Annotated in this window: 20 protein-coding genes; 10 read left to right on the top strand and 10 right to left on the bottom strand. The window is 74.6% G+C overall.

Annotated elements, in window-relative coordinates:
* The first annotated feature begins 3 nt into the window (after positions 1-3).
* The 4 genes from DER29_RS23780 (at position 4) to thiC (ending at position 3,951) form a co-directional block, all read left to right on the top strand.
* On the top strand, positions 4-774 hold the full coding sequence (locus tag DER29_RS23780; RefSeq protein ID WP_121399870.1) for a thiazole synthase: 771 nt from the start codon (positions 4-6) through the stop codon (positions 772-774).
* Positions 775-875: 101 nt separating this feature from the next.
* Entirely contained in the window at positions 876-1,556 is a 681-nt protein-coding gene (locus DER29_RS23775) for a thiamine phosphate synthase (RefSeq protein WP_121400154.1), read from the top strand.
* Complete coding sequence (thiD, locus tag DER29_RS23770) at positions 1,553-2,341, top strand: bifunctional hydroxymethylpyrimidine kinase/phosphomethylpyrimidine kinase (RefSeq protein WP_121399869.1); 789 nt, start codon at positions 1,553-1,555, stop codon at positions 2,339-2,341. The genes DER29_RS23775 and thiD overlap by 4 nt, the downstream gene beginning before the upstream one ends.
* Positions 2,342-2,358: 17 nt before the next feature.
* Entirely contained in the window at positions 2,359-3,951 is a 1,593-nt protein-coding gene (gene thiC / locus DER29_RS23765; RefSeq protein ID WP_121399868.1) for a phosphomethylpyrimidine synthase ThiC, read from the top strand.
* Positions 3,952-4,125: 174 nt separating this feature from the next.
* On the opposite strand, the gene DER29_RS23760 is transcribed toward thiC, so the two are convergent.
* From DER29_RS23760 to DER29_RS23745, 4 genes are all read right to left on the bottom strand, one after another.
* Positions 4,126-6,693: a hypothetical protein gene (locus tag DER29_RS23760; RefSeq protein ID WP_121399867.1), complete on the bottom strand. Its 2,568-nt coding sequence runs from the start codon at positions 6,691-6,693 to the stop codon at positions 4,126-4,128.
* Between the two features lie 76 nt (positions 6,694-6,769).
* Positions 6,770-7,072: a cupin gene (locus DER29_RS23755; RefSeq protein ID WP_088998381.1), complete on the bottom strand. Its 303-nt coding sequence runs from the start codon at positions 7,070-7,072 to the stop codon at positions 6,770-6,772.
* Positions 7,069-8,019 (bottom strand): LLM class F420-dependent oxidoreductase, encoded by a 951-nt coding sequence (locus DER29_RS23750; protein ID WP_121399866.1) that lies wholly within the window; start codon positions 8,017-8,019, stop codon positions 7,069-7,071. The genes DER29_RS23755 and DER29_RS23750 overlap by 4 nt, the downstream gene beginning before the upstream one ends.
* 2 nt (positions 8,020-8,021) lie before the next feature.
* Positions 8,022-8,807 (bottom strand): ABC transporter ATP-binding protein, encoded by a 786-nt coding sequence (locus DER29_RS23745; protein WP_121399865.1) that lies wholly within the window; start codon positions 8,805-8,807, stop codon positions 8,022-8,024.
* A gap of 267 nt (positions 8,808-9,074) precedes the next feature.
* On the opposite strand from DER29_RS23745, the gene DER29_RS23740 reads away from it, so the two are divergent.
* Positions 9,075-10,106, top strand: coding sequence for an ABC transporter substrate-binding protein (locus tag DER29_RS23740; protein WP_121399864.1), 1,032 nt, complete (start codon positions 9,075-9,077; stop codon positions 10,104-10,106).
* Between the two features lie 98 nt (positions 10,107-10,204).
* Entirely contained in the window at positions 10,205-11,050 is an 846-nt protein-coding gene (locus DER29_RS23735; RefSeq protein ID WP_121399863.1) for an ABC transporter permease, read from the top strand.
* 108 nt (positions 11,051-11,158) lie between these two features.
* Here DER29_RS23735 and DER29_RS23730 read toward each other — a convergent pair whose 3' ends face one another.
* A complete protein-coding gene (locus DER29_RS23730) occupies positions 11,159-12,340 on the bottom strand; it encodes an ABC transporter substrate-binding protein (RefSeq protein WP_121399862.1) in 1,182 nt (393 codons plus the stop codon).
* Positions 12,341-12,785: 445 nt separating this feature from the next.
* Here DER29_RS23730 and DER29_RS23725 point away from each other — a divergent pair, with 445 nt between their 5' ends.
* The 4 genes from DER29_RS23725 (at position 12,786) to DER29_RS23710 (ending at position 17,426) form a co-directional block, all read left to right on the top strand.
* Positions 12,786-15,965 (top strand): sensor histidine kinase, encoded by a 3,180-nt coding sequence (locus tag DER29_RS23725; protein ID WP_121399861.1) that lies wholly within the window; start codon positions 12,786-12,788, stop codon positions 15,963-15,965.
* Positions 15,962-16,369 (top strand): roadblock/LC7 domain-containing protein, encoded by a 408-nt coding sequence (locus DER29_RS23720; protein ID WP_067359650.1) that lies wholly within the window; start codon positions 15,962-15,964, stop codon positions 16,367-16,369. Before DER29_RS23725 ends, DER29_RS23720 begins: the two co-directional genes overlap by 4 nt.
* Positions 16,370-16,456: 87 nt before the next feature.
* Positions 16,457-16,822, top strand: coding sequence for a DUF742 domain-containing protein (locus DER29_RS23715; RefSeq protein WP_091627805.1), 366 nt, complete (start codon positions 16,457-16,459; stop codon positions 16,820-16,822).
* Positions 16,803-17,426 (top strand): ATP/GTP-binding protein, encoded by a 624-nt coding sequence (locus DER29_RS23710; RefSeq protein WP_121399860.1) that lies wholly within the window; start codon positions 16,803-16,805, stop codon positions 17,424-17,426. The genes DER29_RS23715 and DER29_RS23710 overlap by 20 nt, the downstream gene beginning before the upstream one ends.
* A 28-nt stretch (positions 17,427-17,454) precedes the next feature.
* Here the strand turns inward: DER29_RS23710 and DER29_RS23705 are convergent, their stop codons facing one another.
* The 5 genes from DER29_RS23705 to DER29_RS23685 are packed head-to-tail and all read right to left on the bottom strand — an operon-like array spanning position 17,455 to position 25,078.
* Positions 17,455-18,543, bottom strand: a complete 1,089-nt coding sequence (locus tag DER29_RS23705; protein WP_121399859.1) for a uroporphyrinogen-III synthase — start codon at positions 18,541-18,543, stop codon at positions 17,455-17,457.
* The gene (nirD, locus tag DER29_RS23700; protein ID WP_370040467.1) at positions 18,544-18,912 is read right to left on the bottom strand and encodes a nitrite reductase small subunit NirD; all 369 of its coding nucleotides are present in this window, start codon (positions 18,910-18,912) and stop codon (positions 18,544-18,546) included. It lies immediately after the preceding gene.
* Between the two features lie 34 nt (positions 18,913-18,946).
* Positions 18,947-21,481: a nitrite reductase large subunit NirB gene (gene nirB / locus DER29_RS23695; RefSeq protein WP_121399858.1), complete on the bottom strand. Its 2,535-nt coding sequence runs from the start codon at positions 21,479-21,481 to the stop codon at positions 18,947-18,949.
* Positions 21,481-22,917 (bottom strand): FAD-dependent oxidoreductase, encoded by a 1,437-nt coding sequence (locus DER29_RS23690; protein ID WP_121399857.1) that lies wholly within the window; start codon positions 22,915-22,917, stop codon positions 21,481-21,483. Before DER29_RS23690 ends, nirB begins: the two co-directional genes overlap by 1 nt.
* 37 nt (positions 22,918-22,954) lie before the next feature.
* On the bottom strand, positions 22,955-25,078 hold the full coding sequence (locus tag DER29_RS23685) for a molybdopterin oxidoreductase family protein (RefSeq protein ID WP_121399856.1): 2,124 nt from the start codon (positions 25,076-25,078) through the stop codon (positions 22,955-22,957).
* Positions 25,079-25,094 lie beyond the last annotated feature (16 nt).

Here is a 25,094-nt window from a genome sequence, read left to right as displayed (position 1 = left end):
GCGGTGAGCTTCGACCTGGGTGGCGTGAGCTTCACGTCCCGGCTGATCCTCGGCACCGGCGGCGCGGCCAACCTGCGCATGCTGGAGGACGCCATCCGCGCCTCCGGCACCGAACTGGTCACCCTGGCCCTGCGGCGGGTCGACACCGCCCCCGGCACCGCCGGCGGGCTGTTGGACCTGCTCGACCGCTGCGGCGTGCGGCTGCTGCCGAACACCGCCGGCTGCTACACCGCGGGCGAGGCGGTGAAGGTGGCGCACCTGGCCCGGGAGGCGTTCGGCACCGACTGGGTGAAGCTGGAGGTGATCGGCGACGAGCGCACGCTGCTGCCCGACGGGGTGGAGCTGCTGCGCGCCGCCGAGGAACTCGTCGACGACGGGTTCGTGGTGTTGCCGTACACGTCGGACGACCCGATCCTGGCACGCCGGCTGGCCGACGTCGGCTGCGCCGCGGTGATGCCGGCGGGCGCGCCGATCGGCTCCGGGCTGGGCGTGTCGAACCCGCACCACATCCGGCTGATCCGGCAGGGCGTCGACGTGCCGGTGATCCTGGACGCTGGCATCGGCACCGCCTCGGACGCCGCGCTGGCCATGGAGCTGGGCTGCGACGCGGTGCTGCTCGCCAGCGCGGTCACCCGTGCCGCCGACCCGGTGGCGATGGCCACCGCCATGCGGTACGCGGTCGAGGCGGGCCGGCTCGCGTACGGGGCGGGCCGGATCGCCCGACGCTTCCACGCGCTCGCCTCCACCCCCGACGAGGGACGGCCGGACCTGTGACCGCCAGCCCCGGTCTCGCTCTCGCGGCTTCGGCTGCGGCTTTGGTGTCGGCTGCGGATCTTGGTGCGGAAGGACCCCTGGAGGGGCCGTTTCCCGCCAAGATCTCGCGCGGGCCGGCCGGCGTCGTGCTGTTGACGGACCGGTGGCAGGCGCGGCGGTCGTTGGTCGACGTCGTGGCGGGCGCCGTCGCCGGGGGAGTGCGGTGGGTGGTGCTGCGGGAGAAGGACCTGCCCCGGGCCGAGCGCGCCGCCCTCGCCGCCGAGCTGCGCGCGATCCTCGCCGAGGTGGGCGGCACCCTGGTCGTCGCCGGCCCCGACCCGCTCGGCGGCGACGCCGTGCACCTGCCGTCGGCGGGGCCGTACCCGCCGCCGCGCCTCGGCCTGGTCGGCCGCTCCTGCCACGACCGGGCGGAGCTGGCGCGACTGACCACGGAGGACTACGCCACCCTCTCGCCCGTCTACCCGACCAGCACCAAGCCCGGCTACGGCCCACCCCTGCGCCCGGACGGGCTCGGCGCGCTGATCGCGGCCAGCCCCGTGCCGATCCTGGCGCTCGGCGGGGTGCAGAGCCCGGAGCAGGTGGTTGCCTGCGTCGAGGCGGGAGCCGTGGGGGTGGCGGTGCTGGGTGCCGTCATGCGCGCCGACGACCCCGAGGCGGCAGCAGCCGCCCTCACGACAGCCGCCCGCACGGCAGCCGCCCGCACGGCAGCCACCCTCACGACAGCCGCCACCGCGCAGGCCCGGCCCGAGCTCGCGTCCGCCACCACGGAAGAGGAACGATGACCCCGACGACCGTCCTCACCATCGCCGGCTCCGACTCCGGCGCGGGCGCCGGCATCCAGGCCGACCTGAAGGTCTTCGCGGCCCTCGGCGCGTACGGCACCAGCGTGCTCACCGCGGTCACCGCGCAGAACACGAGGGGCGTCGACGCCGTGCTGCCGCTGCCGCCGCGCACGGTCACCGAGCAGCTCGACAGCGTGCTCGCCGACTTCACCGTCCGCGCCGTCAAGACGGGTGTGCTCGGCACCCCGGCGGTCGCCGACGCGGTGGCGGGCGCCGCGAAGGACGGCCGGCTGCCCCACCTCGTCGTCGACCCGGTGCTCGTCGCCACCAGCGGGCACCGGCTGGGCGTGGTCGCCGCCGTGGAGCGGCTGCTGCCGTACGCGCAGGTGGCGACGCCGAACTGCGCGGAGGCCGCGGCCATCACCGGACGCCCGGTGACCACGGTCGAGGAGATGGTGGCCGCCGCCGAGGCGCTGGCGGCCGGCGGCCCGGCGCACGTGGTGGTGACCGGCGGTGACGTGGACGCCGACGGCGAGGCGGTCGACGTGCTGCACGGCGGCGGCGTCACGACCCTGCTCCGCGCGCCGCGGGTCGACACCCGGCACAACCACGGCACCGGGTGCTCGTTCTCGGCGGCGATCGCCGTCCGGCTGGCGCTCGGCGACCCGGTGCCGACGGCGGTCGCCGCCGCCAAGGAGTACGTCCTCCGCGCGCTGACCGGCGCGCGGGACTGGGAACTGGGCGCGGGACGCGGCCCGTTGGACCACTTCGGCTGGTCCGCTTGATCACCAGGGAGGCTGTCATGCAGGCACGTCGCAAGGTGTACGTGGAGGGGTCCCGGCCGGATGTGCGGGTGCCGTTCGCCGAGGTGGAACTGACCGGCGACAACCCGCCGCTGCGGCTCTACGACACCTCCGGCCCCGGCTCCGATCCTGAGGTCGGGCTGCCGCCGCTGCGCGGAGGGTGGATCGCCGAGCGCGGCGACGTCGCACCGGTGCGGGGCGCGGGCACCCCGCTCGCCGGGACCGGCGGCCGCCGCCCCACCCAGCTCGCGTACGCCCGGGCGGGCGTGGTGACGCCGGAGATGGAGTTCGTGGCGGTCCGGGAGGGGATGGCGCCGGAGTTCGTCCGGGACGAGATCGCCGCCGGGCGGGCCGTGCTGCCGCTCAACGTCAACCACCCCGAGTGCGAGCCGGCGATCATCGGCAAGGCGTTCCTGGTGAAGGTGAACGCGAACATCGGCACCTCGGCGGTCACCTCGTCGGTGGCCGAGGAGGTGGAGAAGCTGACCTGGGCGACCCGGTGGGGCGCGGACACGGTGATGGACCTGTCGACGGGGAAGCGGATCCACGAGACGCGCGAGGCGATCGTGCGGAACTCGCCGGTGCCGATCGGCACCGTGCCGATCTACCAGGCGCTGGAGAAGGTCGGCGGCGACCCGGTGAAGCTGAGCTGGGAGGTGTTCCGGGAGACCGTCGTCGAGCAGGCCGAGCAGGGCGTCGACTACATGACGGTGCACGCGGGGGTGCTGCTGCCGTACGTGCCATTGGCGGTGGACCGGGTGACCGGGATCGTGTCGCGGGGCGGCTCGATCATGGCGGCGTGGTGCCTGGCGCACCACGAGGAGAACTTCCTCTACACGAACTTCGCCGAGCTGTGCGAGATCCTGGCCCGCTACGACGTGACGTTCTCGCTCGGCGACGGGCTGCGTCCGGGCTCGATCGCGGACGCCAACGACGCCGCGCAGTTTGCCGAGCTGCGCACCCTCGGCGAGCTGACGAAGGTCGCCTGGGAGCACGACGTGCAGGTGATGATCGAGGGCCCCGGGCACGTGCCGATGCACAAGATCAAGGAGAACGTGGACCTCCAGCAGGAGTGGTGCCACGAGGCGCCGTTCTACACTCTCGGCCCGCTGACCACCGACATCGCCCCCGCGTACGACCACATAACGTCGGCGATCGGCGCGGCGATGATCGGCATGTTCGGCACCGCGATGCTCTGCTATGTGACCCCGAAGGAGCACCTGGGGCTGCCGGACCGCGACGACGTGAAGGCCGGCGTGATCGCGTACAAGATCGCGGCGCACGCGGCCGACCTGGCCAAGGGGCACCCGGGCGCGCAGGCGTGGGACGACGCGCTGTCCAAGGCGCGGTTCGAGTTCCGCTGGGAGGATCAGTTCAACCTGTCGCTGGACCCGGAGACCGCACGGTCGTACCACGACGCGACGCTGCCGGCGGAGCCGGCGAAGACCGCCCACTTCTGCTCGATGTGCGGCCCGAAGTTCTGCTCCATGAAGATCACCCAGGAGCTGAAGGAGTACGCGGCGCGCGGCATGAAGGACAAGTCGGAGGAGTTCCTCTCCTCCGGCGGCCGGGTCTACCTGCCGCTCGCCTGAGCAGCGCGACCGCGCGTCCGAGCCGATGCCCGTCCGAGCCGATGCCCGTCCGGGTCGGCGCCCGGGAGGGCGGACGTTCTGGAGGGCGGAGGTTCGGGAGGGCGGAGGTTCGCAACGGCGGACGCCTGCTCCGGCTCCGGTCGTCCGGGGCGGGGCGGGCGTGGGCCGGTCGGGTCAGTCGCGGTGGTGGCGGCCGGTGGAGCGCAACGACCGCCGGCCGCTCTCCTGCTCGGGCTCGTTGTCCGGGACGGGCTTGCTCAGGCCGGTGACCCAGTCCACGTACTCCTCGTCCTGCGCCGGCAGCGGCTCGGACTCCCGGTCGGCCGAGGCGTCCTCGGACCGGGGCCGGTTACGGCGGAACAGGCCCAGCCGGCCCCGATTCCGCCCGGTGGGCTGCTCGGCCTCGGCGGGCGACGGGGAACCGGGCGACGGGGAACCGGGCGACGGTGCCTCCGCCCGGGCGGCGGGGATGCCGTTCTCCGGCGCGGGCTCGGCGGGCGCCGGGACGGGGCCGCCCCGTCGTGCGGTGGCGAGCGCCTCCCAGTTCGCGGCCCGGGCCAGGTCGGGCATCGGGGCCCGGTGGCGGGGTCGGGGCGTCGCGTCGGGCGCGGGTTCTGTGGCCGGCTGTGCCGCCTCGGCGGTGCCGTCGGCCTGGGGCCGGGGTGGTGCCGGCCACGCCGGGGCGGACGGGGGCGTGGTGCCGGCGTCCGGCTCGACGGCCCGGCGGGGAGCCGCCTCGCCGCCCGCCGCGAAGAGCGGCACCGCGCGCGGTCCGCTGCCGTCCGACCCCGACGCACCGTGGTCCGCTCCGGCCGTGATGCCGGGCGCGGCTTCGGCCGTGGGACCGGGTTGGAGGCCGGTCGTGTGGGGCCCGGTTCCGGTCGTGGCGTCGGATTGAGGGCCGGTCGTGGTGTCGGGCGCGGCTTCGGCCGGGGGACCGGGCCGGGTGTTGGCCGTCGTGCCGGGTGCGGTCGTGCTGGTCGTGGTGCCGAGCGCGGCGGGGGCGTCCGGGGCGGCCGGGGATGGCGACGACACCGCCGTGACCGGCGCGGTGGGCCCGGTCACCGGGTTGCCCGTCGCGTCGGGCGTCGGACCCGCAGCCTCCGGTGCCACCGTGGCGGCCGGCTGACGCGTCGACCGTGGCTTACGGGTGCGGCGGGGCTTGGGCGCGCTCGGGACGGCCTGCTGTTCGGCGACCGCTTCTGCCGGCTGTCCCGCGGGCGTCGCCGCCGCGGCGGGCTGCGCGCCGGGCCTCGCCCTCTCGGTCGGCTCTCCGGCGGGCCTCGCTTCCTCGGTCGGCTTTCCGGCGGGCGCCGGTCCCTCGGTCGGCACTCCAGCGGGCACCACCTTCCCGGCGGGCTGCGCGTCGGGCGTCGTCTTCCCGGCTGGCGGCGCCTCGTCGGCGACCGGGGTGGCCGGGACGGTCGGTGCAGCCGGTGCGACCGAGGTGATCGGGGCGTGCTCGTCGGTGCTGTCCTGCGTGGGGGTGGGCTCCGGTTCGAGCGGACGGTCGACTGTGGGCAGGTCGCCGGGAGTTGAGGCCGGTGACTCGGCTGTCCACCCGGGAGCCGAGGCCGGCGACTCGGCCGTCCATTCGGGATCCGCGCCCGTCCGGGCGTCGGCGGCGGGAGCCGGGACGGTCCCTCCGTCGGCGGGCCAGTCCCAGTGCGGCGGAACAACCCGGGGCGCCGGGCCGTCGCCGCTGGCGGCGATGACCGCGCCGGAGCCCGTACCGCCGGCCTGGTTGGCGACGACCGGGGCGGCGTTGGCCAGGTCGACCGTCTCCGGCTCGTCGTCGCCGGTGGACGCCGGGGTCCGCGGCAGGGCCGGGCCGGTGGGCAGCGGCCGGAGGATGTCGGTCGGCTCGATGGCCCCGGTGGGGGCGGTGCGCGTGACGAGAGGCCAGCGCAGCAGCGCGGCTGCGGCCGACCCGAGCGCGCCGGCGGCCACCGCGAGCAGCGCCGCGTAGTACGGCGTGAGTTGGTAGCGGTCGGCGGTGTCGCCCGGGCCGGCGGTCAGGTAGGCGAACGCGACCAGCACCGGTCCCGCCACCCCCGTCGCGCCGCTGACCAGCGGCGGATGTCCCCGCCACCGGGCCAGCCCGCCGGTTGCCGCGCCGGCCAGCAGCGCCACCAGCGGCAGGACCACCAGGGCCAGCCCCTGCACCGCGCCGGCGTCGAGGGACGCCGGCTCCAGCACCCCCAGTCGTACGGTGTCCAGCGGCCCGGTCGAGACCAGCGACGGCGCCACCGAGACCAGCGCCAGCAGCCAGATCGCGCCCACGATCGCCGCCACGTTCCATCCCACCGGCGGCTTGAGCAGCACAGCGAGGGCGGCGCCCGCGCCGACCAGCGCACCGAGGACCGCGCAGATGCCGACGGCCCAGACCGGGTCCATCGAGACGAGTTCGGCCGCTCTGGCCGGCTGCATGCAGAGCGGCGCGACGACGGTGGCGCCCAGCGCGGCGGCGCCGGCGACGGCGAGCAGGCGCCCGGTGCCGGCCAGCCCTCCGTCGCGGCGGGCCAGGCGCTCGGTGAGCACCGCGCCCACCACGGCGGCGTTCGCCGCGAACCAGCCCGCCCAGACGAGCTGGGCCGGCCACTGGTTGACGGTGGCGCCGGTGAAGGTGCCGGAGAGCCGGACGATGCCGAAGCCGAAGGCGATGCCGAGCTGACCGGCCCCGGCCAGCAGGCTCACCCCGAGCGCGGTGAGCAGCAGTCTGCCCCAGGTCCGAAAGGCCATGTCCGGCACGTTACGCACCTGTTGACCAGGCCGCCACCGGCGCGCCGCGAGCGGGGGGCGACCCGCCCGCCGGCGGTTACTTCAGTTCGACCAGCCGGGCCAGGTACGTCGTGTCGCCCACGTTGGTCAGCATGTGCACGGCCCCCGGGTCCCGGTAGACCACCCCGCCGGTCGGCTCGTCGGCGTCGATGAGGGTGCCGTCGATCGTCTGTACGACGTTCTTCGCCCCCTGGATCGCCACCACGAGGTACGGGTGGTCGTGCCGGTGCAGCGGCTGCCGCTCGCCCGGCTCCAGGCGGATGTGCCAGACCCGGACCCGGTCGTTCTCGTACACGATCTCCTGGCCCACCGGGCCGAGTTCGAGGTGCGCGTCGGTCATCGGGTTCCGTCCAGTCGGGGGAGCACCTCGGCGGCGATGAGCTCCAGATGGTCGAGGTCGGCGAAGTCGATCAGTCGCAGGTGCACCCGGGTGGCGCCGATCGCGGCGAACTCGCCGATCCGGTCGACGAGCTGCGCGGGCGAGCCGACCACCGGGTCCTCCGGCGGCAGTGCGCTCTTGACGTGCAGCGGTGCGGCGCGGCGGTGCGCCTCGGCGTCGGTGCGACCGATCGCCACCACGATCCCGGCGGAGAGGGTGAGCGGGGCGCGTCCCGACTCGGCCCGGCCGGCCCGGTCACAGGCCTCCCGCACCCGCTCGTACGCGGCGGCGGTCTCCGCGACGGTCTTGAACGGCATGTTGAACTCGTCGGCGTACCGGGCGGCGAGTTCGGGGGTGCGCTTCGGGCCGCGGCCGCCGACGATGACCGGGGGGCCGGGCACCTGCACCGGCTTCGGCAGCGCGGGGGCGTCCAGCAGCCGGTAGTGGTCGCCGGTGAAGCTGTACGTCTCGCCCGGCGGCGTCCGCCACAGCCCGGTGATGATCTCCAGCTGCTCGGCCAGCCGGTCGAAGCGCTCGCCGACGCCGGGGAACGGGATGCCGTAGGAGACGTGCTCGCGCTCGTACCAGCCGGCGCCGATGCCGAGCTCGACCCGGCCGCCGCTCATCTGGTCCACCTGGGCCACCATGACGGCCAGCGGGCCGGGCAGCCGGAAGGTGGCGGAGGTGACCAGGGTGCCGAGCCGGATCCTGCTGGTCTCCCGGGCCAGCGCGGCCAGCGTCAGCCAGGCGTCGGTCGGGCCGGGCAGCGCGGCCTCGTCCCCCATCGCCTGGTAGTGGTCGGCGCGGAGGAAGCCCTCGAAGCCGCCGTCCTCGGCCAGCCGGGCGAAGCGGAGCTGGTCGTCGTAGCTGGCGCCCCGGTGCGGCTCCGTGAAGACGGTGACCCGCATGCTCATCGTCCCTCCGCGCCGGCTGTCGCCGGCAGGTCCCGCTCCATGAGGAGTTCGTGCAGGTCGGCGCTGACCCGGGCGACGTCCGCCAGGTGCGCGTTGCGGCCGAGGGTGCGCGGTCGCGGGATGTTGACGTCGACCACCTTGCGGATCCGGCCGGGGCGGGGGCTGAGGACGACCACCCGGTCGGCCAGCAGCACCGCCTCGTCGATCGAGTGGGTGACGAAGACGACGGTGGCCCCGGACGTCATGTGCACGCGTTGCAGCTCGCCGGAGAGCTCCTCGCGGGTGAGCGCGTCGAGCGCGGAGAACGGCTCGTCCATCAGCATCACCCGGGGCTCACCGATCAGCGACCGGCACAGCGAGACCCGCTGCTGCATGCCGCCGGAGAGTTCGTGCGGCAGCCGCTTCTCGAAGCCGCCCAGTCCGGCGAGGTCCAGCAGTTGCCGGGCCCGGTCGCGGTGCTTGGCCCGCTTCCAGCCGAACATCTCCACCGGGAGCAGGACGTTGTCCAGGACCGTACGCCAGGGGAGCAGGGCGGGCCGCTGGAACAGCATCGCGATGTCCCGGCGCGGCTTGGTGATCGGCGTACCGGCCACGGTGATCCTGCCCTCGCTCACGGGGAGCAGGCCGGCGATCAGGCGCAGCAGCGTGGACTTGCCGCAACCGGAGCGGCCGAGTACGGCGACGAACTCACCCGCCGCCACGTCGAGGTCGATGCCGCGCAGCGCCTCGACGCGGCCGCTGCGGCCGTCGAAGGTGCGGGACACCCCGGAAAGCTGGATCATCTCCGGCGGCCTCCCTGAGTCGGGGATCAGCGATCGCGGCCCAGGGTAACCGCCTCGTGTGGACAGCATGTCGTCCGGGGTGGACGCGAGGATTTTTCCGTAACGAAACCCATACGCCTGGCATTGTCGGGGGCGGTTTCTCGTACGCTGTGCCAGCTAAGAGTCCCCTCAAGACGGTTGGTGCCGGCTCAACCCCTCGGCCGGCCCGCCAGACAACCCCCTCCGGCGGCGGCGCGCCGCTCCGGTCGGAAAGGACATGGTGCACTGATGAGAAGGCTGACCCGTACGGTCGCTGCCGCTGCGCTGGCCACCGCCCTCGCCCTGGTCTCCGGGTGCAGCGGCGACTCGGACTCCGGCGCCGACGCCAAGGGCGGCAGCGGCGGGGCGCTGGAGAAGGTGACCTACCTCACCTCGTTCGGCAACTTCGGCCGTGACTCCTACGCCTGGGTCGCGAAGGAGAAGGGCTTCTTCAAGGAGGCCGGGTTCGACGTCGACATCAAGCCGGGGCAGGGCACCAACGCCGTGATCGCGACAATCGTCGGCGGCCAGGCCCAGTTCGGCCCGATCGACCTCACCGGCGGTCTGCTTCAGCTCGGCGGCGGCCAGGTCAAGGACTTCGTCGCGGTCGCGGCGATCCAGCAGCGCACCATGGCCGCCATCGCCACGGTCGAGGGCAAGGGCATCGCGTCGCCGAAGGACCTGGAGGGCAAGAAGCTCGCCGACACCAACGGATCCGTCGTCCGCAACCTCTTCCCGACGTACGCCCGGATGGCCGGCGTGGACGCCAGCAAGGTGCAGTGGGTGCCCGGCGAGGCGCAGGCACTGATGGGCATGCTCGGCAACGGCACGGTGGACGGCATCGGCCAGTTCGTCGTCGGCCAGCCCACCATCGAGACGGTGACCAAGCAGAAGGCCGTCATGCTGCCGTACAGCAACGTGATGCAGGACCTTTACGGCAACGTGCTGATCACCTCCACCAAGATTGCCAAAGAGAAGCCGGAGATGGTCAAGCGGTTCACCGGGGCCCTGATGAAGGGCCTGGAGTACGCGCTGACCAACCCGCAGGAGGCGGGCGAGCTGCTGAAGAAGAACGTCGACGCCGCCAACCCCGCCGCGGCCGCCGCCGAGCTCCAGCTCATGGCCGGCTACGTGCGCTCCAGCAACTCCGGCACCCAGCTCGGCACGCTGGACAGCGGCCGGGTCGCCAAGAGCATCGCGATCCTCCAGGGCGCCGGCGCGCTCAAGCAGAACATCACCCCCGACCAGATCATCGACTTCAGCCTCGCGCCGAAGGCCTGACGGACGCCGACCACGGCACGGGGGTGCGGTCCACCGGGGGCGACCCGGGGGCCGCACCCCCGTCGCGTGCCGGCCCGGCCGGCAGGAGAGGAGAACCCGTGACGGAGACGACCGGTACCCGGTCCGGTCACACCGGGACGCAGCCCGCAGGCGCCGGCGCGCCCCCGCGCCGACCCGGCGTACACCCGGCGGCCGTCGGGCTGCCGCTGCTCGGCGCCGTGATCACGCTGGCCGCGTGGTGGCTGGTCACGTCGGGCCTGCAACTCGTGCACCCGGTGTCGCTGCCCCCGCCGCAGGCGGTGTGGCAGGCGATGGTCGCGGGGAGTGACGTGCTGATGCCGGCGCTGGGCGTGACCACCACGATGACCGTGGTGGGCTTCCTGCTGTCGGCGGTCGCCGGGGTGCTGATCGGGATGGCCCTGGCCGGTTCCCGGCGCGTCGAGCGGATGTTCGCGCCGCTGCTGGTGGCGGTCAACGCGGTGCCGAAGATCGCCCTCGGCCCGCTGCTGGTGGTCTCGGTCGGCTGGGGTACGAAGCCGATCCTCACCATGGTGTTCCTGCTCTGCTTCTTCCCGATCGTGCTCTCCACGGCGACCGGGCTCACCACCACCCCGAACGACCTGGCCGAGCTGGCCCGCTCGCTGAACGCCTCGTGGTGGCAGGCGTTCCGCAAGGTGCGCTTCCCCGCCGCACTGCCGCAGATGTTCGTCGGGCTCAAGGTGGCGATGCCGCTGGCCGCGATCGGCGCGGTGATCGGCGAGTTCTACTCGGACAAGCCGGGGCTGGGCTACCAGATCCTGCAGTACAACGGCGTGGGGGACACCGCTACCGCCTGGGCGGCGATCGTGCTGATCGCGCTGATGAGCATCCTGCTCTACAGCGCACTGTCCCTGGTCGAGCGGCTCGCCCTGCCGTGGGTCCGCGCCACCACGTCGGCGCGCTGACCCGTTCTGACGGTCGATGGTGTGGCCCGCCTGGATCCGGCGGGCCACACCGACACGCTGGTCCGGCGCGCCGCCGCGCGCCGGCACCCTCCATTACCGACCGGCCGGTCAGCCCGCGAGGCGCCAGCGCCCGTTGCGCGCCACCAGGGTGGTGAGGGCCTGCGGCATCAGGCCGGAGTGGTTGTCCGGGGTCATCCGGATCGGCCCGGAGAGACCGTCCAGCTGGGTCGTCTCCAGCACGTCCCGGACGCCGTCGCGGTCGACCTCGCCGGGCTCGCCGCCCGAGCGCAGCTCGGCGTCGGCGATGAGCTGCACCGCGTCGGCCGCGAACGAGGAGGAACCGTTGTAGCCGCCGAAGCGGGCGGTGTAGTCCTGGAACCACTGGCGGCGGGCCGCCTTGGCCGGGGTGGTGGCGATCACGTCGTCGATCACCATGGTCTGGGTGAAGACCAGCGTGGCGCGTTCGGTCGCCCGGGACGCGGCGCCGAGGAAGAGGTCGCCGGCCGCCGCCGCGTCGAAGAAGAGCTCGCCCTCGAACTTGGCCTGCTGGGCGGCGGTGGCGGCCAGCGTCGCCTGCTCCGCCGGGGTCCACACGACCAGCGCGTCCGGCTTCTTCGCGAGCAGGTCCTTGACCTGCTGGCCGACCTCGGTGTCGGTGGTGCGTACGGCCTCCTCGCGCAGCACCTTGACGCCGGCCTTCGCGAACTCGGCGCGCAGCGCGGTCAACCCCTCGCGGCCGTAGGCGTCGTCGCTGTGCAGCACGCCCGCCTTGCGGATGCCCTTGCGGCGCATCTCGCCGGCGAGGGCGGCGGCGCTGTCGGCCGCGTTCGGGGAGAGCTTGAACACGTACCGCCGTTCGGCGACCGGGGTGGACACGGCGCTGGACGCGGCGAGCGCAATGGTGGGAATTCGCTTCTCGTTGATGGTGCGGACGGCGCCGACGGCACATTCGTTGCAGCCGCCCATGATGATGGCGCTGACTTCGGAATCGCTGCTGAAGTCACCGATGTTGCGCAGCGACTCGCTCGCGTCCGACCGGTTGTCCTTCACCCTCAGCTCGACCTTCCGGCCGTTCAGCGCGCCGGAGGCGTTCAGCTGCTCGACCTTCAGTTCCAGCGCCCGCTGGTACGCCTTGCCGACGGGCGCCGCCGCGCCGGAGAGTTCGAGGTCCGCGGCGATGACGATGGGGCTGGTGTCCTGCTCGTCCGCCCCGAACTGGCAGCCGGTGAGCGTGGTGGCCAGCACGGCCGATGCGAGCGCCGCGGCGGTCGCGGAGCGGATGGGGGTCAACTCAGTCCTCCAGATGCGGCCCGGGCGGTGCCCGGTCACCGCCGGGTTGTCCGTCCTCAGTAGAGGAACGGGATCGGTCTGCCGTACGGTGTGCGCGAAGCCTGCAAAACCTTGCCAACGCCAGGCCCCGCGGTCAAGCGGAGCGTCCGAAGCGTTTCGGGACGCGTATCCCACATGGTGGGGCAACGGGAAGTTTGCAAGCGCTTACTAATACGACACGGATGACCACTCTGGAGTTACATGCCCTGTTCACGGGCATGGAGAATTGAAGGTATTAGTTGACCGGATCACGGGATGCGAGCCGTCCGACCGTTTCCTACCCCGCCGCGACTTCCCAAACAGGATCAGTTCTGATGAAATCGCGGCCGTGCCGCGTGTGGCGCAGTCCGCTGCACCGGGCGCGAGTCGGCGGGGCAGGCGTGGAAGAAACGACGGAGGCGATGTCGTGAGCACCGGACCGACGACCCTGCCCGCGAGTGGCGACACCGAACAGCCCAAGCGGCGTCGGCTGCCCCGGCTCCGCGACGTGCGGATCCGCTCCAAGCTCGCCCTGATCCTGTTCGTGCCGGTCGCCGCGGTGCTCGCGTTGGCCACGGTCCGCCTCGTCGCCGTCGGTGAGAACACCTTCGACGCCAACCAGGCCCGCGCGCTGACGGCGCTCTCCGTCGACGTCTCCGCGCTGACGCAGGACCTGCACGCCGAGCGGATGGCCGCCGCCGCCTTCCTGTCGACGCCGCAGCAGAAGGCCGACGCCTACAACCTGCGGGTGCGCAGCACCGACGAGCGGGTCGAGGCGTACCGGGCGGAGCGCGGACGGGTCGACCAGGTGCCGGCCGCCGTACGCGAGCGGCTGGCGACCATCGACGAGCACCTGGAGACGCTCGCCAGCACCCGGCAGGAGGTGCTGGACCGCCAGCAGATGGCGGTCGCCGAGGCGGCGCTCCGCTACGGGGTCATCATCACCGACCTGGTCGCGTACGGCGACGGGCTGGCCCAGCTGCCCGGCGACGAGCGGCTCTCGGACGCCCGGCGCGCGGTCGCCGCGTTCGCCCGCGCCAAGGCGGCCGTCGCCGAGGAGCAGTCGGTCGTCTACACCGCTCTCGTCGCCGGCAAGCTCGACGAGGAGCAGTTCTCCTCCTTCGTGGCCACGCTGACCAGCCAGCAGGAGGCACTGGTCGCCTTCTCCCTGGCCGCCGACCCGACCCAGCGCGCCCTGGTCGACAGCACCGTCTCCGGCGACGCGGTCACCCTCGCCGACCGGGTGGCCGCCGACATCACCCGCTCGGTCGGGCAGGCCTCGCCGGTCACCGCCCAGGACGCCACCGCCGCCATCGGCGCGGTCAACGACCTCATGCGGTGGGCCGAGATCCGGCTCCAGGACCGGCTGCTCAGCCAGGCCGACCAGGCCCGGTCGGACGTCATCCGGCAGGCCTTCATCGAGACGGCGCTGGTGCTGCTGACCCTCATCGTCGCGGTGACCCTCGCCGTGGTGCTGGCCCGCTCGCTCAACCACTCGCTGCGCCGGCTGCGGGAGGGCGCCCTCTCGGTGGCCAACCACGACCTGCCGGACGCGGTCAAGCGGCTGCAGAACGTCGGCAACGTCGGCGACGGCGGCGTCGAGGAGATCGTCCGGCAGGTACGCGACCCGATCAAGCTCAACAACCGCGACGAGGTGGGCCAGGTCGCGCTCGCCTTCAACGTCGTGCACCGCGAGGCGGTCCGGGTGGCGGCCGAGCAGGCCGCGCTGCGTACCAGCGTCTCGGCGATGTTCCTCAACCTGGCCCGGCGCAGTCAGACCCTGGTTGACCGGATGATCGGCGAGCTCGACGCGATCGAGCGCGGCGAGGAGGACCCGAAGCGGCTCGCGCAGCTCTTCGAGCTGGACCACCTCGCCACCCGGATGCGCCGCAACGACGAGAACCTGCTCGTCCTGGCCGGCGCCGACTCGGCCGTGCCGCGCCGCGACGACGCCCTCCTGGTGGACGTGCTGCGGGCCGCGCAGTCCGAGGTGGAGCTCTACAACCGGATCGAGTTCGGCACCGTCGACACCGACATCTCGGTCGCGGCGCACGCGGTCAACGACGTGGTCCGGCTCGTCGCCGAGCTGCTCGACAACGCCACCCGCTTCTCGCCGCCGACCACGACCGTGGTCGCCGACGGCCGGCGGATCCGGGACTACGTCCTGATCCAGGTCGAGGACCGGGGCCTCGGCCTGACCGACGACCAGCTCGACTCGCTCAACCGGCGACTGGCCGCCCCGCCGAGCGTCGACGTCGCGGCGTTCCGGCTGATGGGTCTGGCCGTGGTCAGCCGGCTGGCCTCCCGCTACGGCATCCGGGTGGAGCTGCGCCGCAACGTGGAGGGCGGCACCGTCGCCCAGGTGACGCTCCCCGCCGCGACGGTGGTGCTGCCGCCCGTGCACAGCCGGGACCAGCAGATCACCCGGCCCCGGCAGCCGCTCGCGGTCGAGCAGAACCCGCTCACCCCGGCCGGTCTCGGCGAGCCGGCCGCCGGCGCGGGGCGTACCGCCTCGGCCACCCTCACCGACCAGTGGCGGTCCGCCGCCCCGGCGCCGTGGCAGGCCCCCGAGCAGGCGCGGGACACCGCGGCCCCGGTGCAGGCCGGCGGCCTGACGCCGACGCAGCCGGCCGCTCCGCCGGCACCCCCGGCCCGGCCGGCCTTCGCCGGCGGAGGCGCCTCGGTCGGTACGCCGACCGTCGCGTACCCCACGGTCGACCCGCTGCCCAAGCGCGTTCCCGGCGGGGAGGCCCAGGCGCCGGGCGCGCCGGTCCTGCCGGTCGGCCCGATCGCCGGCTCGCCGGCCACCGGGCTGTCGGCGGGGTTCGCCGGCTCCGCCCGGGAGACCGGCTTCGGCACCGACCCGGGCGCCGGTCGCGGCCTCGGAGCCGGCCTGGCCGCCACGGCCCCGCCCGCCCCCGCCGCGCCGATCACCCCGCGCGCCGAGCTGCCGGCCGAGGCGCCGATCTTCCGGGAGATGGAGGCGGTGTGGTTCCGGTCGCACGGTAACGACGCCACGGCCATCTTCACCCGCCCCGACTTCAGCCAGTCGGCCGCGGCCCAGCAGGCCGCCGGAGCACCCAGCGCCGGAGCACCCGCCGTCGGGACGCCGGCCGCCGCCCAGTCGGCACCGGCGCAGCCCCGCGCGCCCCGACTGCCCACGCGTACGCCGGGCAGCACCGACACCGCCCCGCCGCCCGCGCAGCCGGCACCGCCGTCGTACACCCCGCCGCCGGCTGCGGCGCGGCCCACCACGCCGGACACACCCCCCGCCGCGCCACCCGCGGCGCCGGTCGCGGAACCGGCCCCGGCGGCGCCCACGACCGACGCGGACGCCTGGCGTACCGCGGCAGACGAGGGCTGGACCCGGGCCAGCCAGGCGGCGGCCCCCGCCACCGCCGGCACCACCCGCTCGGGGCTGCCCAAGCGGCAGCCGCAGGCACAGCTCGTGCCCGGCGGGATCGAGCCCCGGGGCGGCCGCGACCGCAGCCGGCGTACCCCGGACGAAGTTCGGGGCCTGTTGTCGGCCTACCACCGCGGCGTGCAGCGCGGCCGGGCGGCCGGAACGGACCAGAACAGCACCTCGACCAAGGAGACGAGTCGATGAACAGGCCAGCGGCCATGCAGGACATGAGTTGGTTGCTCACCAACTTCGCCGACAGCGTGGCGGGGATCGCCCACGTGGTGGCGGTGTCCGCCGACGGGCTGCTGCTCGCCTCCTCGCGGGACCTGCCCGCGGACCGGGCGGACCAGCTCGCGGCGATCACCTCCGGCGTGGTCAGCCTGACCGAGGGCGCCGCCCGGATGTTCAGCGCCGGCGGTGTGCTCCAGACGGTCATCGAGATGGACAGCGGCTACCTGTTCCTGATGTCGATCAGCGACGGCTCGTCGATGGCCGTGCTGGCGGCCCGCAGCTGCGACGTCGGTCAGGTGGGTTACGAGATGGCGCTGCTGGTCGAGCGCGTCGGTGCGGCGCTGGTGCCGCTGCCCCGGGACGCGGTGCGGTCCTAGCGGGCGCGACGCGCGGCCGTGCGTCGCCAGGAACGAGAGGATCCGGTGCCCGACCAGGGGCCCGGCCGGGAGAGGAGGTGATCGTCGATGGACCAACGGCGCGTGGACCCACGTGGTGCGCTGGTACGGCCGTACGCGGTCACCCGCGGCCGGACCGAGGCCCGAATGGACATCGCCCTGGAGGCGGTCCTGACGGCCAGCCCGACCCAGGCTGCGGAGGCCCGCTTCGCGGGGCACGACAAGCACCGCATCGCCACCGTTTGTGAGGGCCGGGCGCAGTCGCTGGCCGAGATCTCCGCGTACACCCGGATGCCGCTGGGCGTCACCCGGGTGCTGGTCGCCGACATGGTGGCCGAGAGCCTGCTGACGCTACACACTGCCGCTCCCGCCGAGGGGTTCGAGGAGCGGATGGAAATCCTTGGAAGGGTGCTAAGTGGACTTCGCAGGCTATGACCCCGCCGGGGCCCGCCGAAACCGGGGAATCATCTCCGCGAAGATCGTGGTCGCGGGTGGCTTCGGCGTGGGCAAGACGACCCTGGTCGGCGCGATCTCGGAGATCACTCCGCTGAGAACCGAGGCGGTGATGACCGCGGCCGGTGTCGGCATCGACGACCCGTCCAAGGTGCCGGGGAAGCAGACCACCACGGTCGCCATGGACTTCGGCCGGATCACCATGGCCGAGGACCTGATCCTGTACCTCTTCGGCACGCCGGGCCAGACCCGCTTCTGGTTCATGTGGGACGAGATCATCAAGGGCGCGGTGGGGGCGGCCGTGCTGGTGGACACCCGCCGGATCACCGACGCCTTCGCGCCGCTTGACTACTTCGAGAACCGCAGGCTGCCGTACGTCGTGGCGTTGAACCGCTTCGACGGCGCGCCGCAGTACGAGCTGGAGGAGGTCCGCGAGGCGCTGGCCATCTCGCCGGACGTGCCGCTGGTGCTGACCGACGCCCGGCACCGGGACGCGGTCAAGCAGGTGCTGGTGACCGTCGTGGAGCACGCCATGCTCCGCCTCGAGGCCGAGCAGGGCCGGGGCTACCCGGCGCCGGTCGGCTGAACGGGACGGCTACCGTCTCCGGGTCGCGTCAGTCGACCCGGAGACGGTAGCCGCGCTTGACGACCGTCTGCACCACCCGGGGCGCGCGCAACCCGGCGCGCAGCCGGGCCACCGCCATCTCCACGGCGTGCTCGTCGGCGCCGCGCGGCAGCGTCCGCAGCAGGGCGGTCCGGGACAGCACCCGTCCCGGCGAGCCGCACAGCGCCCGCAGGACCGCCATCGGCGCCGGTGCGAGCGGACGCAGTTCGCCGTCGACCACGGCGGCGTGCCCGCGCAACGTGAGCAGGTGACCGGCCACCTTCAGGGTGACCGTCCGGCGCGGCAGTTCGTCGACGATGGTCCGGACCAGGGCGCCCAGGCGGGCCCTGGCCGGCGCGCTGACCGGCACCCCGCGCCGCAGCAGGGGCTCTGCGGTGACCGCGCCCACGCAACTGGCGAGCACGTCGCCCCGGAACGCGTCCAGCACCGCGTCGGAGCGATCCCCGGCGGCGCGCAGCAGCGCCTCGGCCGCCGGGGCCGAGGTGAAGGTGACCGCGTCGACCAGCCGGCCGGCGACCAGGTCGATCAGCCGGTGCAGCGGGGCCGGGTCGGTCGGCGGCGCCCAGCGGTAGACGGGCACCTCGATCACGGTCGCCCCGGCCGCCTCCAGCGCCAGCGTGCACTCCGGCTGCCGCTCGCCGTGCAGCTGCATGGCGATCACCTGCCCGGCCACCCCGCGCCGGCACAGGTGCTCGATCACCTCCTCGCAGCTCTCCGAGTCCGGCGACCACTGGTCGTGCAGTCCGGCGGCCCGGATGGCCCCGCGCGCCTTGGGCCCCCGGGCCACCACGTACGCGCCGGCCAGCACGCCGCGCAGCGGCTCGGCCAGCCCCCAGCCCTCGGCCGCCTCCAACCAGCCGCGCATGCCGATGCCGGTGTTGGCCATGAGGACGTCCGGCGGCCGTTCGAGGCAAGCCCGGGTGGCCTCCCGCAGGTCGGTGTCGTCGGCCAGCGGCACGATCCGCAGGGCCGGGGCGATCACCACCCGGGCGCCCCGCCGCTGGAGCAGTGCGGCGAGTTCGTCCCGCCGGCGGTCGGCGGTCACCCCGATGGTGAAGCCCGCCAGTTCGTCGCGCATTCACCCCTCCTGTCGCAGCCGCACCTCGACCAGGCCGTCCCGGCAGCGCACGTCGTGCCGGGGCACGGCGACGCCGGGCAGGTCCAGGCAGACTCCGGTGCGCAGGTCGTACGCCTGCTTGTGCAGCGGCGAGGCGACCGTCGGCACCCCGCCCCGGCTGCCGACGATCCCGCGCGACAGCACGTACGCCCCGGCGACCGGGTCGAGGTTGTCGATGGCGAACAGCCCGTCGGCGGTGAGGAAGAGGGCCACCTGCACGCCGTCGACGAGCGCGGCGACGCCCCGCTCGGGCTCCAGCCGGTCGAGCGGGCAGACCGGCGTCCAGGTGCGCGTCGCGGCGGGCACCGTCGTCGTCATCGTGATGGTCATCGCCGTACCTCCAGCGGTCGGGGCGTCGTGGTGGTCATCGCCGCACCTCCGGCATGCCCAGCGCGACCGGCTGCCGGCCCTCGTCGGCCGGCGGCCGGCCCACGGGGACCGGTTGGCCCCGTTCGAGGGCGAACGTGATGGACGGGTCGGGCACCTCGGGGGCGTTGACGAAGGAGGCGAACCGGCGCAGCCGTACCGGGTCCTCCAGCACGTCGCGCCACTCGTCCGAGTAGGAGGCGACGTGCCGGGCCATCGCGGCGTCGAGTTCGGCGCACAGGCCGAGCGAGTCGTCCACGATCACCGCGCGGAGGTGGTCCAGCCCGCCCTCCATCGCCTCGATCCAGGCGGCGGTGCGTTGCAGCCGGTCGGCGGTGCGGATGTAGTACATCAGGAACCTGTCGATCAACCGGACCAGCGCCTCGGTGGACAGGTCGGTGGCGAAGAGGTCGGCGTGCCGGGGCCGGAAGCCGCCGTTGCCGCCGACGTAGAGGTTCCAGCCGGTGTCGGTGGCGATGATGCCGAAGTCCTTGCTGCGCGCCTCGGCGCACTCGCGGGCGCAGCCCGACACCGCCGACTTGATCTTGTGTGGGCCGCGCAACCCTCGGTAGCGCAGCTCCAGGGCGATGGCCAGCCCCACCGAGTCCTGCACCCCGTACCGGCACCAGGTCTCGCCGACGCAGGACTTCACCGTGCGCAGCGCCTTGCCGTACGCGTGACCGGACTCGAAGCCGGCGTCGACCAGCCGGCGCCAGATCTGCGGCAGCTGCTCGACCCGCGCGCCGAACAGGTCGATCCGCTGCCCGCCGGTGATCTTCGTGTAGAGCTGGAAGTCCCGGGCCACCTCGCCGATCACGATGAGCTTCTCCGGGGTGATCTCGCCGCCGGGGATCCGGGGCACCACCGAGTAGCTGCCGTCGCGTTGCAGGTTGGCCAGGAAGTGGTCGTTGGTGTCCTGCAACGACGCCTGCTCCCCGTCCAGCACGTGGCCGGAGCCGAGAGAGGCGAGGATCGAGGCGACCACCGGCTTGCAGATGTCGCAGCCCCGGCCCCGGCCGTGCTCGGCGATGAGCTGCGAGAAGGTGCGGATGCCGCGCACCCGGACGATGTCGAACAGCTCCTGCCGGCCGGCGTCGAAGTGCTCGCAGAGCGCCGTGGACTGCCGTACCCCGGCCGCGTCGAGGAGCTGCTTGAGCATCGGTACGCAGGAGCCGCAGCTGGTGCCCGCCCGGGTGCACGCCTTCAGCGCCGGCACGTCCGCGCAGCCCCCGGCGATCGCGTCGTCGATGTCGGCGCGGGTCACCGCGTTGCAGGAGCAGACCTGCGCGGCGGCGGGCAGCGCGCCGGCGCCCGCGCCCGTCGCTCCGGCGGGGGCGAGCAGCGCCAGCGGGGGAGCGGGCAGCGGGCCGCCGACGCTGGCCCGCAGCGTCGGGTACGCGCTCGCGTCGCCGACCAGCACGCCGCCGAGCAGGGTCTGCGCGTCGTCGGAGAGAACCAGCTTGGCGTAGACCCGGGCGGCCGGGTCGGTGAACGTCACGTCGAGGCAGCCCGGCGTCGTGCCGTGCGCGTCGCCGAACGAGGCCACGTCCACGCCGAGCAGCTTCAGCTTGGTGGCGGTGTCCGCGCCGGGGAAGGTGGCCGCCCCGCCGACCAGCCGGTCGGCGACCACCTCGGCCATCGCGTACCCGGGGGCGACCAGGCCGTGGCAGGTGCCGTCGACCGCCGCGCACTCGCCGACCGCCCAGATCCGCTTGTCGGCGGTCCGGCAGGCGTCGTCGACCAGCACGCCGCCGCGCGGGCCCAGGGCGAGACCGGCGCTGCGGGCCAGCTCGTCGCGGGGGCGGATGCCGGCCGCGACCACCACCAGGTCGGCGTCGAGCACCGTCCCGTCGGCCAGCTCCAGCCCGGCGACCGTGCCGTCGGGGCCGGGCCGGACCGCGGTGGTGGCGACGCCCAGGTGGGTGGCGACGCCCAGCTCGTCGACGTACCGGCGGAGCATCGCGCCCCCGGCCGTGTCCACCTGCACCGGCATCAGCCGGGGCGCGAACTCCACCACGCTGGTGTCCAGCCCGAGCAGCCGCAGCGCGTTCGCCGCCTCCAGCCCGAGCAGCCCGCCGCCGACCACCGCCCCGGTGCGCCGTCCCCGCGCGTGCTCCCGGATCGCCTCCAGGTCGTCGAGCGTCCGGTAGACGAAGACCCCGGGCAGGGTCGCGCCGTCCACCGGCGGCACGAACGCGTACGAGCCGGTGGCCAGCACCAGCGCGTCGTACGGGTGCTCGCCGGTCGCGGTGCGCACCAGCCGCCGCTCCCGGTCGATCTCCGTGGCCGGCTCGCCGAGGCGCAGCTCCACCCCGTCGTCGGGGGTGTGCAGGTTCAGCTCCTCGGCGCCCACCCCGTCGAAGAAGGCCGAGAGCCGCACCCGGTCGTACGCCGGGCGGGCCTCCTCGGCGAGCACGGTGACCCGCCACCGCCCCTCGGGGTCCCGGGCGCGCAGCGCGTCGACGAAGCGCTGCCCCACCATGCCGTTGCCGACGACCACCAACCTGCTGACCCGCTCGCCTCGCTCGTTCATCACGTCACCTCCACCGAATCGACTTCGGACAGCCAGCCGACGATGCCGGCGACCGCGTCCCGGCAGCCGCCGCACCCCGTGCCGGCCCGGGTCGCGGCGACCACGGCGTCGACCGTCCGGGCCCCGGAACGCCAGCAGCCCACCAGCTCCCCCTTGCTGACGTCGTTGCACTGGCAGACGGTCGCCGCGTCCGGCATCAGCGCCGGGGTCGCCGCCTGCGCGCCCGCCGTCGCGCCGAACGCCCGGCCCAGCAGCAGGGAGCGCCGGTCGGCCGGCACCGGCTGGCCCCGGTCGAAGAGCTGGATGACCGTGCCGACCGCGGGGTTGTCGCCGAGCAGGATCGCGGCGGTCAGCCGCTCGTCGTGGATGCGCAGCCGGGCGTACGTGCCCCGGGCCGGGTCGGCGAAGGTCAGCTCCTCGCCGGTGCCGCCGTCGCCCGGATCGCCCATGGCGGCGAGGTCGATGCCGGCCGCCTTGAGCCGGGTCACCGCCGGCCGGGGCCGGTAGCGGGCCTGCGGGTCCTCCCCGGTGAGCACCTGCGCCACCACCCGGGCCTGCGCCCAGGCCGGGGCGACCAGCCCGGTGAGGTTGCCGTCGTGCTGGGCGCAGTCGCCGACCGCCGAGATCCGCGGGTCGCTGGTGCGCAGCCGGTCGTCGACCAGCACGCCCCGCTCCACGGCCAGCCCGGCCGCGCGGGCGAGGGCGGTGTCGGGGCGTACCCCGCAGGAGAGGACCAGCAGGTCGGCGGTGAGCGACCGGCCGTCGGCCAGGTCGAGGCGGACCCCGTCGGCGTCCGCGACCACCCCGGTGGCCGCGACGGCCAGGTGGGTGGCCACCCCGAGGCCCGCGAGCGTGCCGGCCAGCACGGCCGCGCCGGCCGGGTCGAGCTGCCGTTCCATCAGGTACGGCACCGGGTGCACCACCCCGACGTCGAGGCCCCGGGCGGCGAGCCCGCGCGCCGCCTCCAGCCCGAGCAGGCCGCCGCCGAGCACCAGGGCGCGCCGGGCGCCGTCGGCCGCGGCGAGGATCCGCCGGCAGTCGTCCAGGGTGCGGAACGGCACCACGCGCTCCGGCAGCTCGGGCCCGTCCAGGCCGGGCAGCGGGGGCACCACGGCCCGGCTGCCGGTGGCGAGCACCAGATGGTCGTACGCGACGCGGTCGCCGTCGTCGGTGTGCACCGTCCCGGCGGCGCGGTCGATGGCGGTGACCGTCACCCCGGTGCGCAGGTCGACGCCCTGCCCGGCGGCCTCGGCCAGCTCCACGTCCGGCTCGCCGACCTTGCCCGCCAGCAGGGTGGAGAGCATGATCCGGTTGTACGCCCGGTGCGGCTCCGCGCCGAGCACGGTGACCTTCCGGTCCCCGCCCCGGGCGTGCAGCTCGCCGGCCAGCCGGGAGCCGGCCATCCCGTTGCCGATGATCACCACGCGCTCGGTCATGGCCGCGCCACCGGGCTCTGCCGGACGATTCGCTCGCTCATGGTTCGTCCACCCTCTCCAGCCGGACGGCGCAGATCTTGAACTCCGGCATCCCGGAGACCGGGTCGACGGCGTCGTTGGTGACCGAGTTGGCCCGCGCGGCGCCGCCCCAGTGGAACGGCGCGAAGACGGTGTCCGGCCGGATGGCGGTGCTGAGCCGGGCCGGCGCGCGCAGCTCACCCCGCCGGGAGACCACCCGCACCGGCTCGCCGTCGCCGATGCCGAGCCGTCCGGCCAGGTCGGGGTGCAGCTCGACGAACGCGTCCGGGGCGGCCCGGCGCAGCGCGGCGACCCGGCGGGTCTGGGTGCCCGACTGGTACTGGGCGAGCACCCGGCCGGTGGTGAAGTGCAGCGGGTACTCGGCGCACACCTCCTCGGCCGCCGGCCGGTGCTCCACGGCGTGGAACCGGGCCCGCCCGTCGGGGGTGGGGAAGCGGTCGGCGAAGAGCCGGGGCGTGTCCGGGCCGTCCTCGTCGGGGCAGGGCCAGAACACGCCGTCGCGCTCGTCGATCCGCTCCCAGCTCACCCCGGCGTAGTCGGCGATCCCGCCGGCCGAGGCCCGCCGCAGCTCCGCGAACACGACCCGCGGGTCGGTGGCGTCCGCGCCGCCGGCACCACCCCGGAGGCGGGCGGTGAGGTCGGCGAGGATCTCCAGGTCGGTACGGACACCGGGCGGCGGCGGGCGCAGCGCGCGGCGGCGCAGCACCCGGCCCTCCAGGTTGGTCATCGTGCCGTCCTCCTCGGCCCACTGGGCGGTGGGCAGCACCACGTCGGCGAGCGCGGCCGTCTCGGAGAGCAGGAAGTCGGCGACCACGAGCAGGTCGAGGTCCCGTAGCCGGCCCTCGATGCGGGCGGCCCGGGGTGCGGAGACCACCGGGTTGGAGCCGAAGACCAGCAGCGCCTTCGGCCCGGCGGGGGTGCCCAGCGAGTCCAGCAGCTCGTACGCCGGCACGCCCGGCCCGGGCAGCTCCTCGGCCGGCACTCCCCAGACCCCGGCGACGTGTTCCCGGGCGGCCGGGTCGTCGATCCTCCGGTAGCCGGGCAGCTGGTCGGCCTTCTGCCCGTGCTCCCGCCCGCCCTGCCCGTTGCCCTGCCCGGTCAGGCAGCCGTAGCCGGAGCCGGGGCGGCCGGGCAGCCCGAGGGCGAGCGCCAGGTTGACGAAGCCGGTGACCGTGTCGACGCCCTTGGCGTGCTGCTCGGCGCCGCGCGCGGTCAGGATGATCACGCGTTCGGCGGTGCCGAGGGCCCGGGCGGTCGCCTCCAGGTCGGCCACCGGCACCCCGGAGAGCGCCTCGGCCCGGGCCGGCCACCAGCCGGCCACGCTCCGGCGGACCGCCTCGAAGCCGGTGGTGCGGGCGGCCACGTAGTCCCGGTCGACCCAGCCCTCGGTGAGCGCGACGTGCAGCAGCGCGTTCGCCACCGCCAGGTCGGTGCCGGGCAGGGGTTGCAGGTGCAGGTCGGCCTGGCGGGCGGTGGCGGTGACCCGGGGATCGACCACGATCAGCCGGCCGCCGCGTTCGCGCTGCTCGGTCAGCCAGCGCACCAGCGGGGGCATGGTCTCCGCCGGGTTGGCGCCGACCAGCAGCAGCGTGTCGGCCCGGCCCAGGTCGGCCAGCGGGAACGGCAGGCCCCGGTCGATGCCGAAGGCGCGCATCCCGGCGGCCGCCGCCGAGGACATGCAGAACCGTCCGTTGTAGTCGATGTGCCTCGTGCGCAGCGCCACCCGGGCGAACTTCCCCAGCGCGTACGCCTTCTCGTTGGTGAGCCCGCCGCCGCCGAAGACGGCCACCGCGTCGGGGCCGTGTCCGGACTGGACGGCGCGGACGCCGGTGACGATCCGGTCGAGGGCGGCGGCCCAGCTCGCCGGGCGCAGTTCGCCGTTGACCGGGTCGCGCAGCAGCGGGGTGGTCAGCCGTTCGGGGTGGTCGAGCAGTTCGGCGGCGGTCCAGCCCTTCTGGCAGAGGCCGCCCCGGTTGGTGGGGAACTGCCGGGCAAGCACCGTCGCGCGGCCGGACTCCTCGCGCAGCGTCATCCCGCACTGGAGGGCGCAGTACGGGCAGTGCGTCGCCACCTCCCGGGGCGTCCGCCCCGGTCCGGTCGCCGCGTGTGCACCGTCTGTCATGTCGGCAAAGCGTGCC

It is taken from the genome of Micromonospora sp. M71_S20 (assembly GCF_003664255.1).
Lineage (GTDB): Bacteria > Actinomycetota > Actinomycetes > Mycobacteriales > Micromonosporaceae > Micromonospora.
The sequence above is the reverse complement of the archived record's forward strand: the minus strand, read 5'-3'. Positions and strand labels throughout refer to the sequence as shown.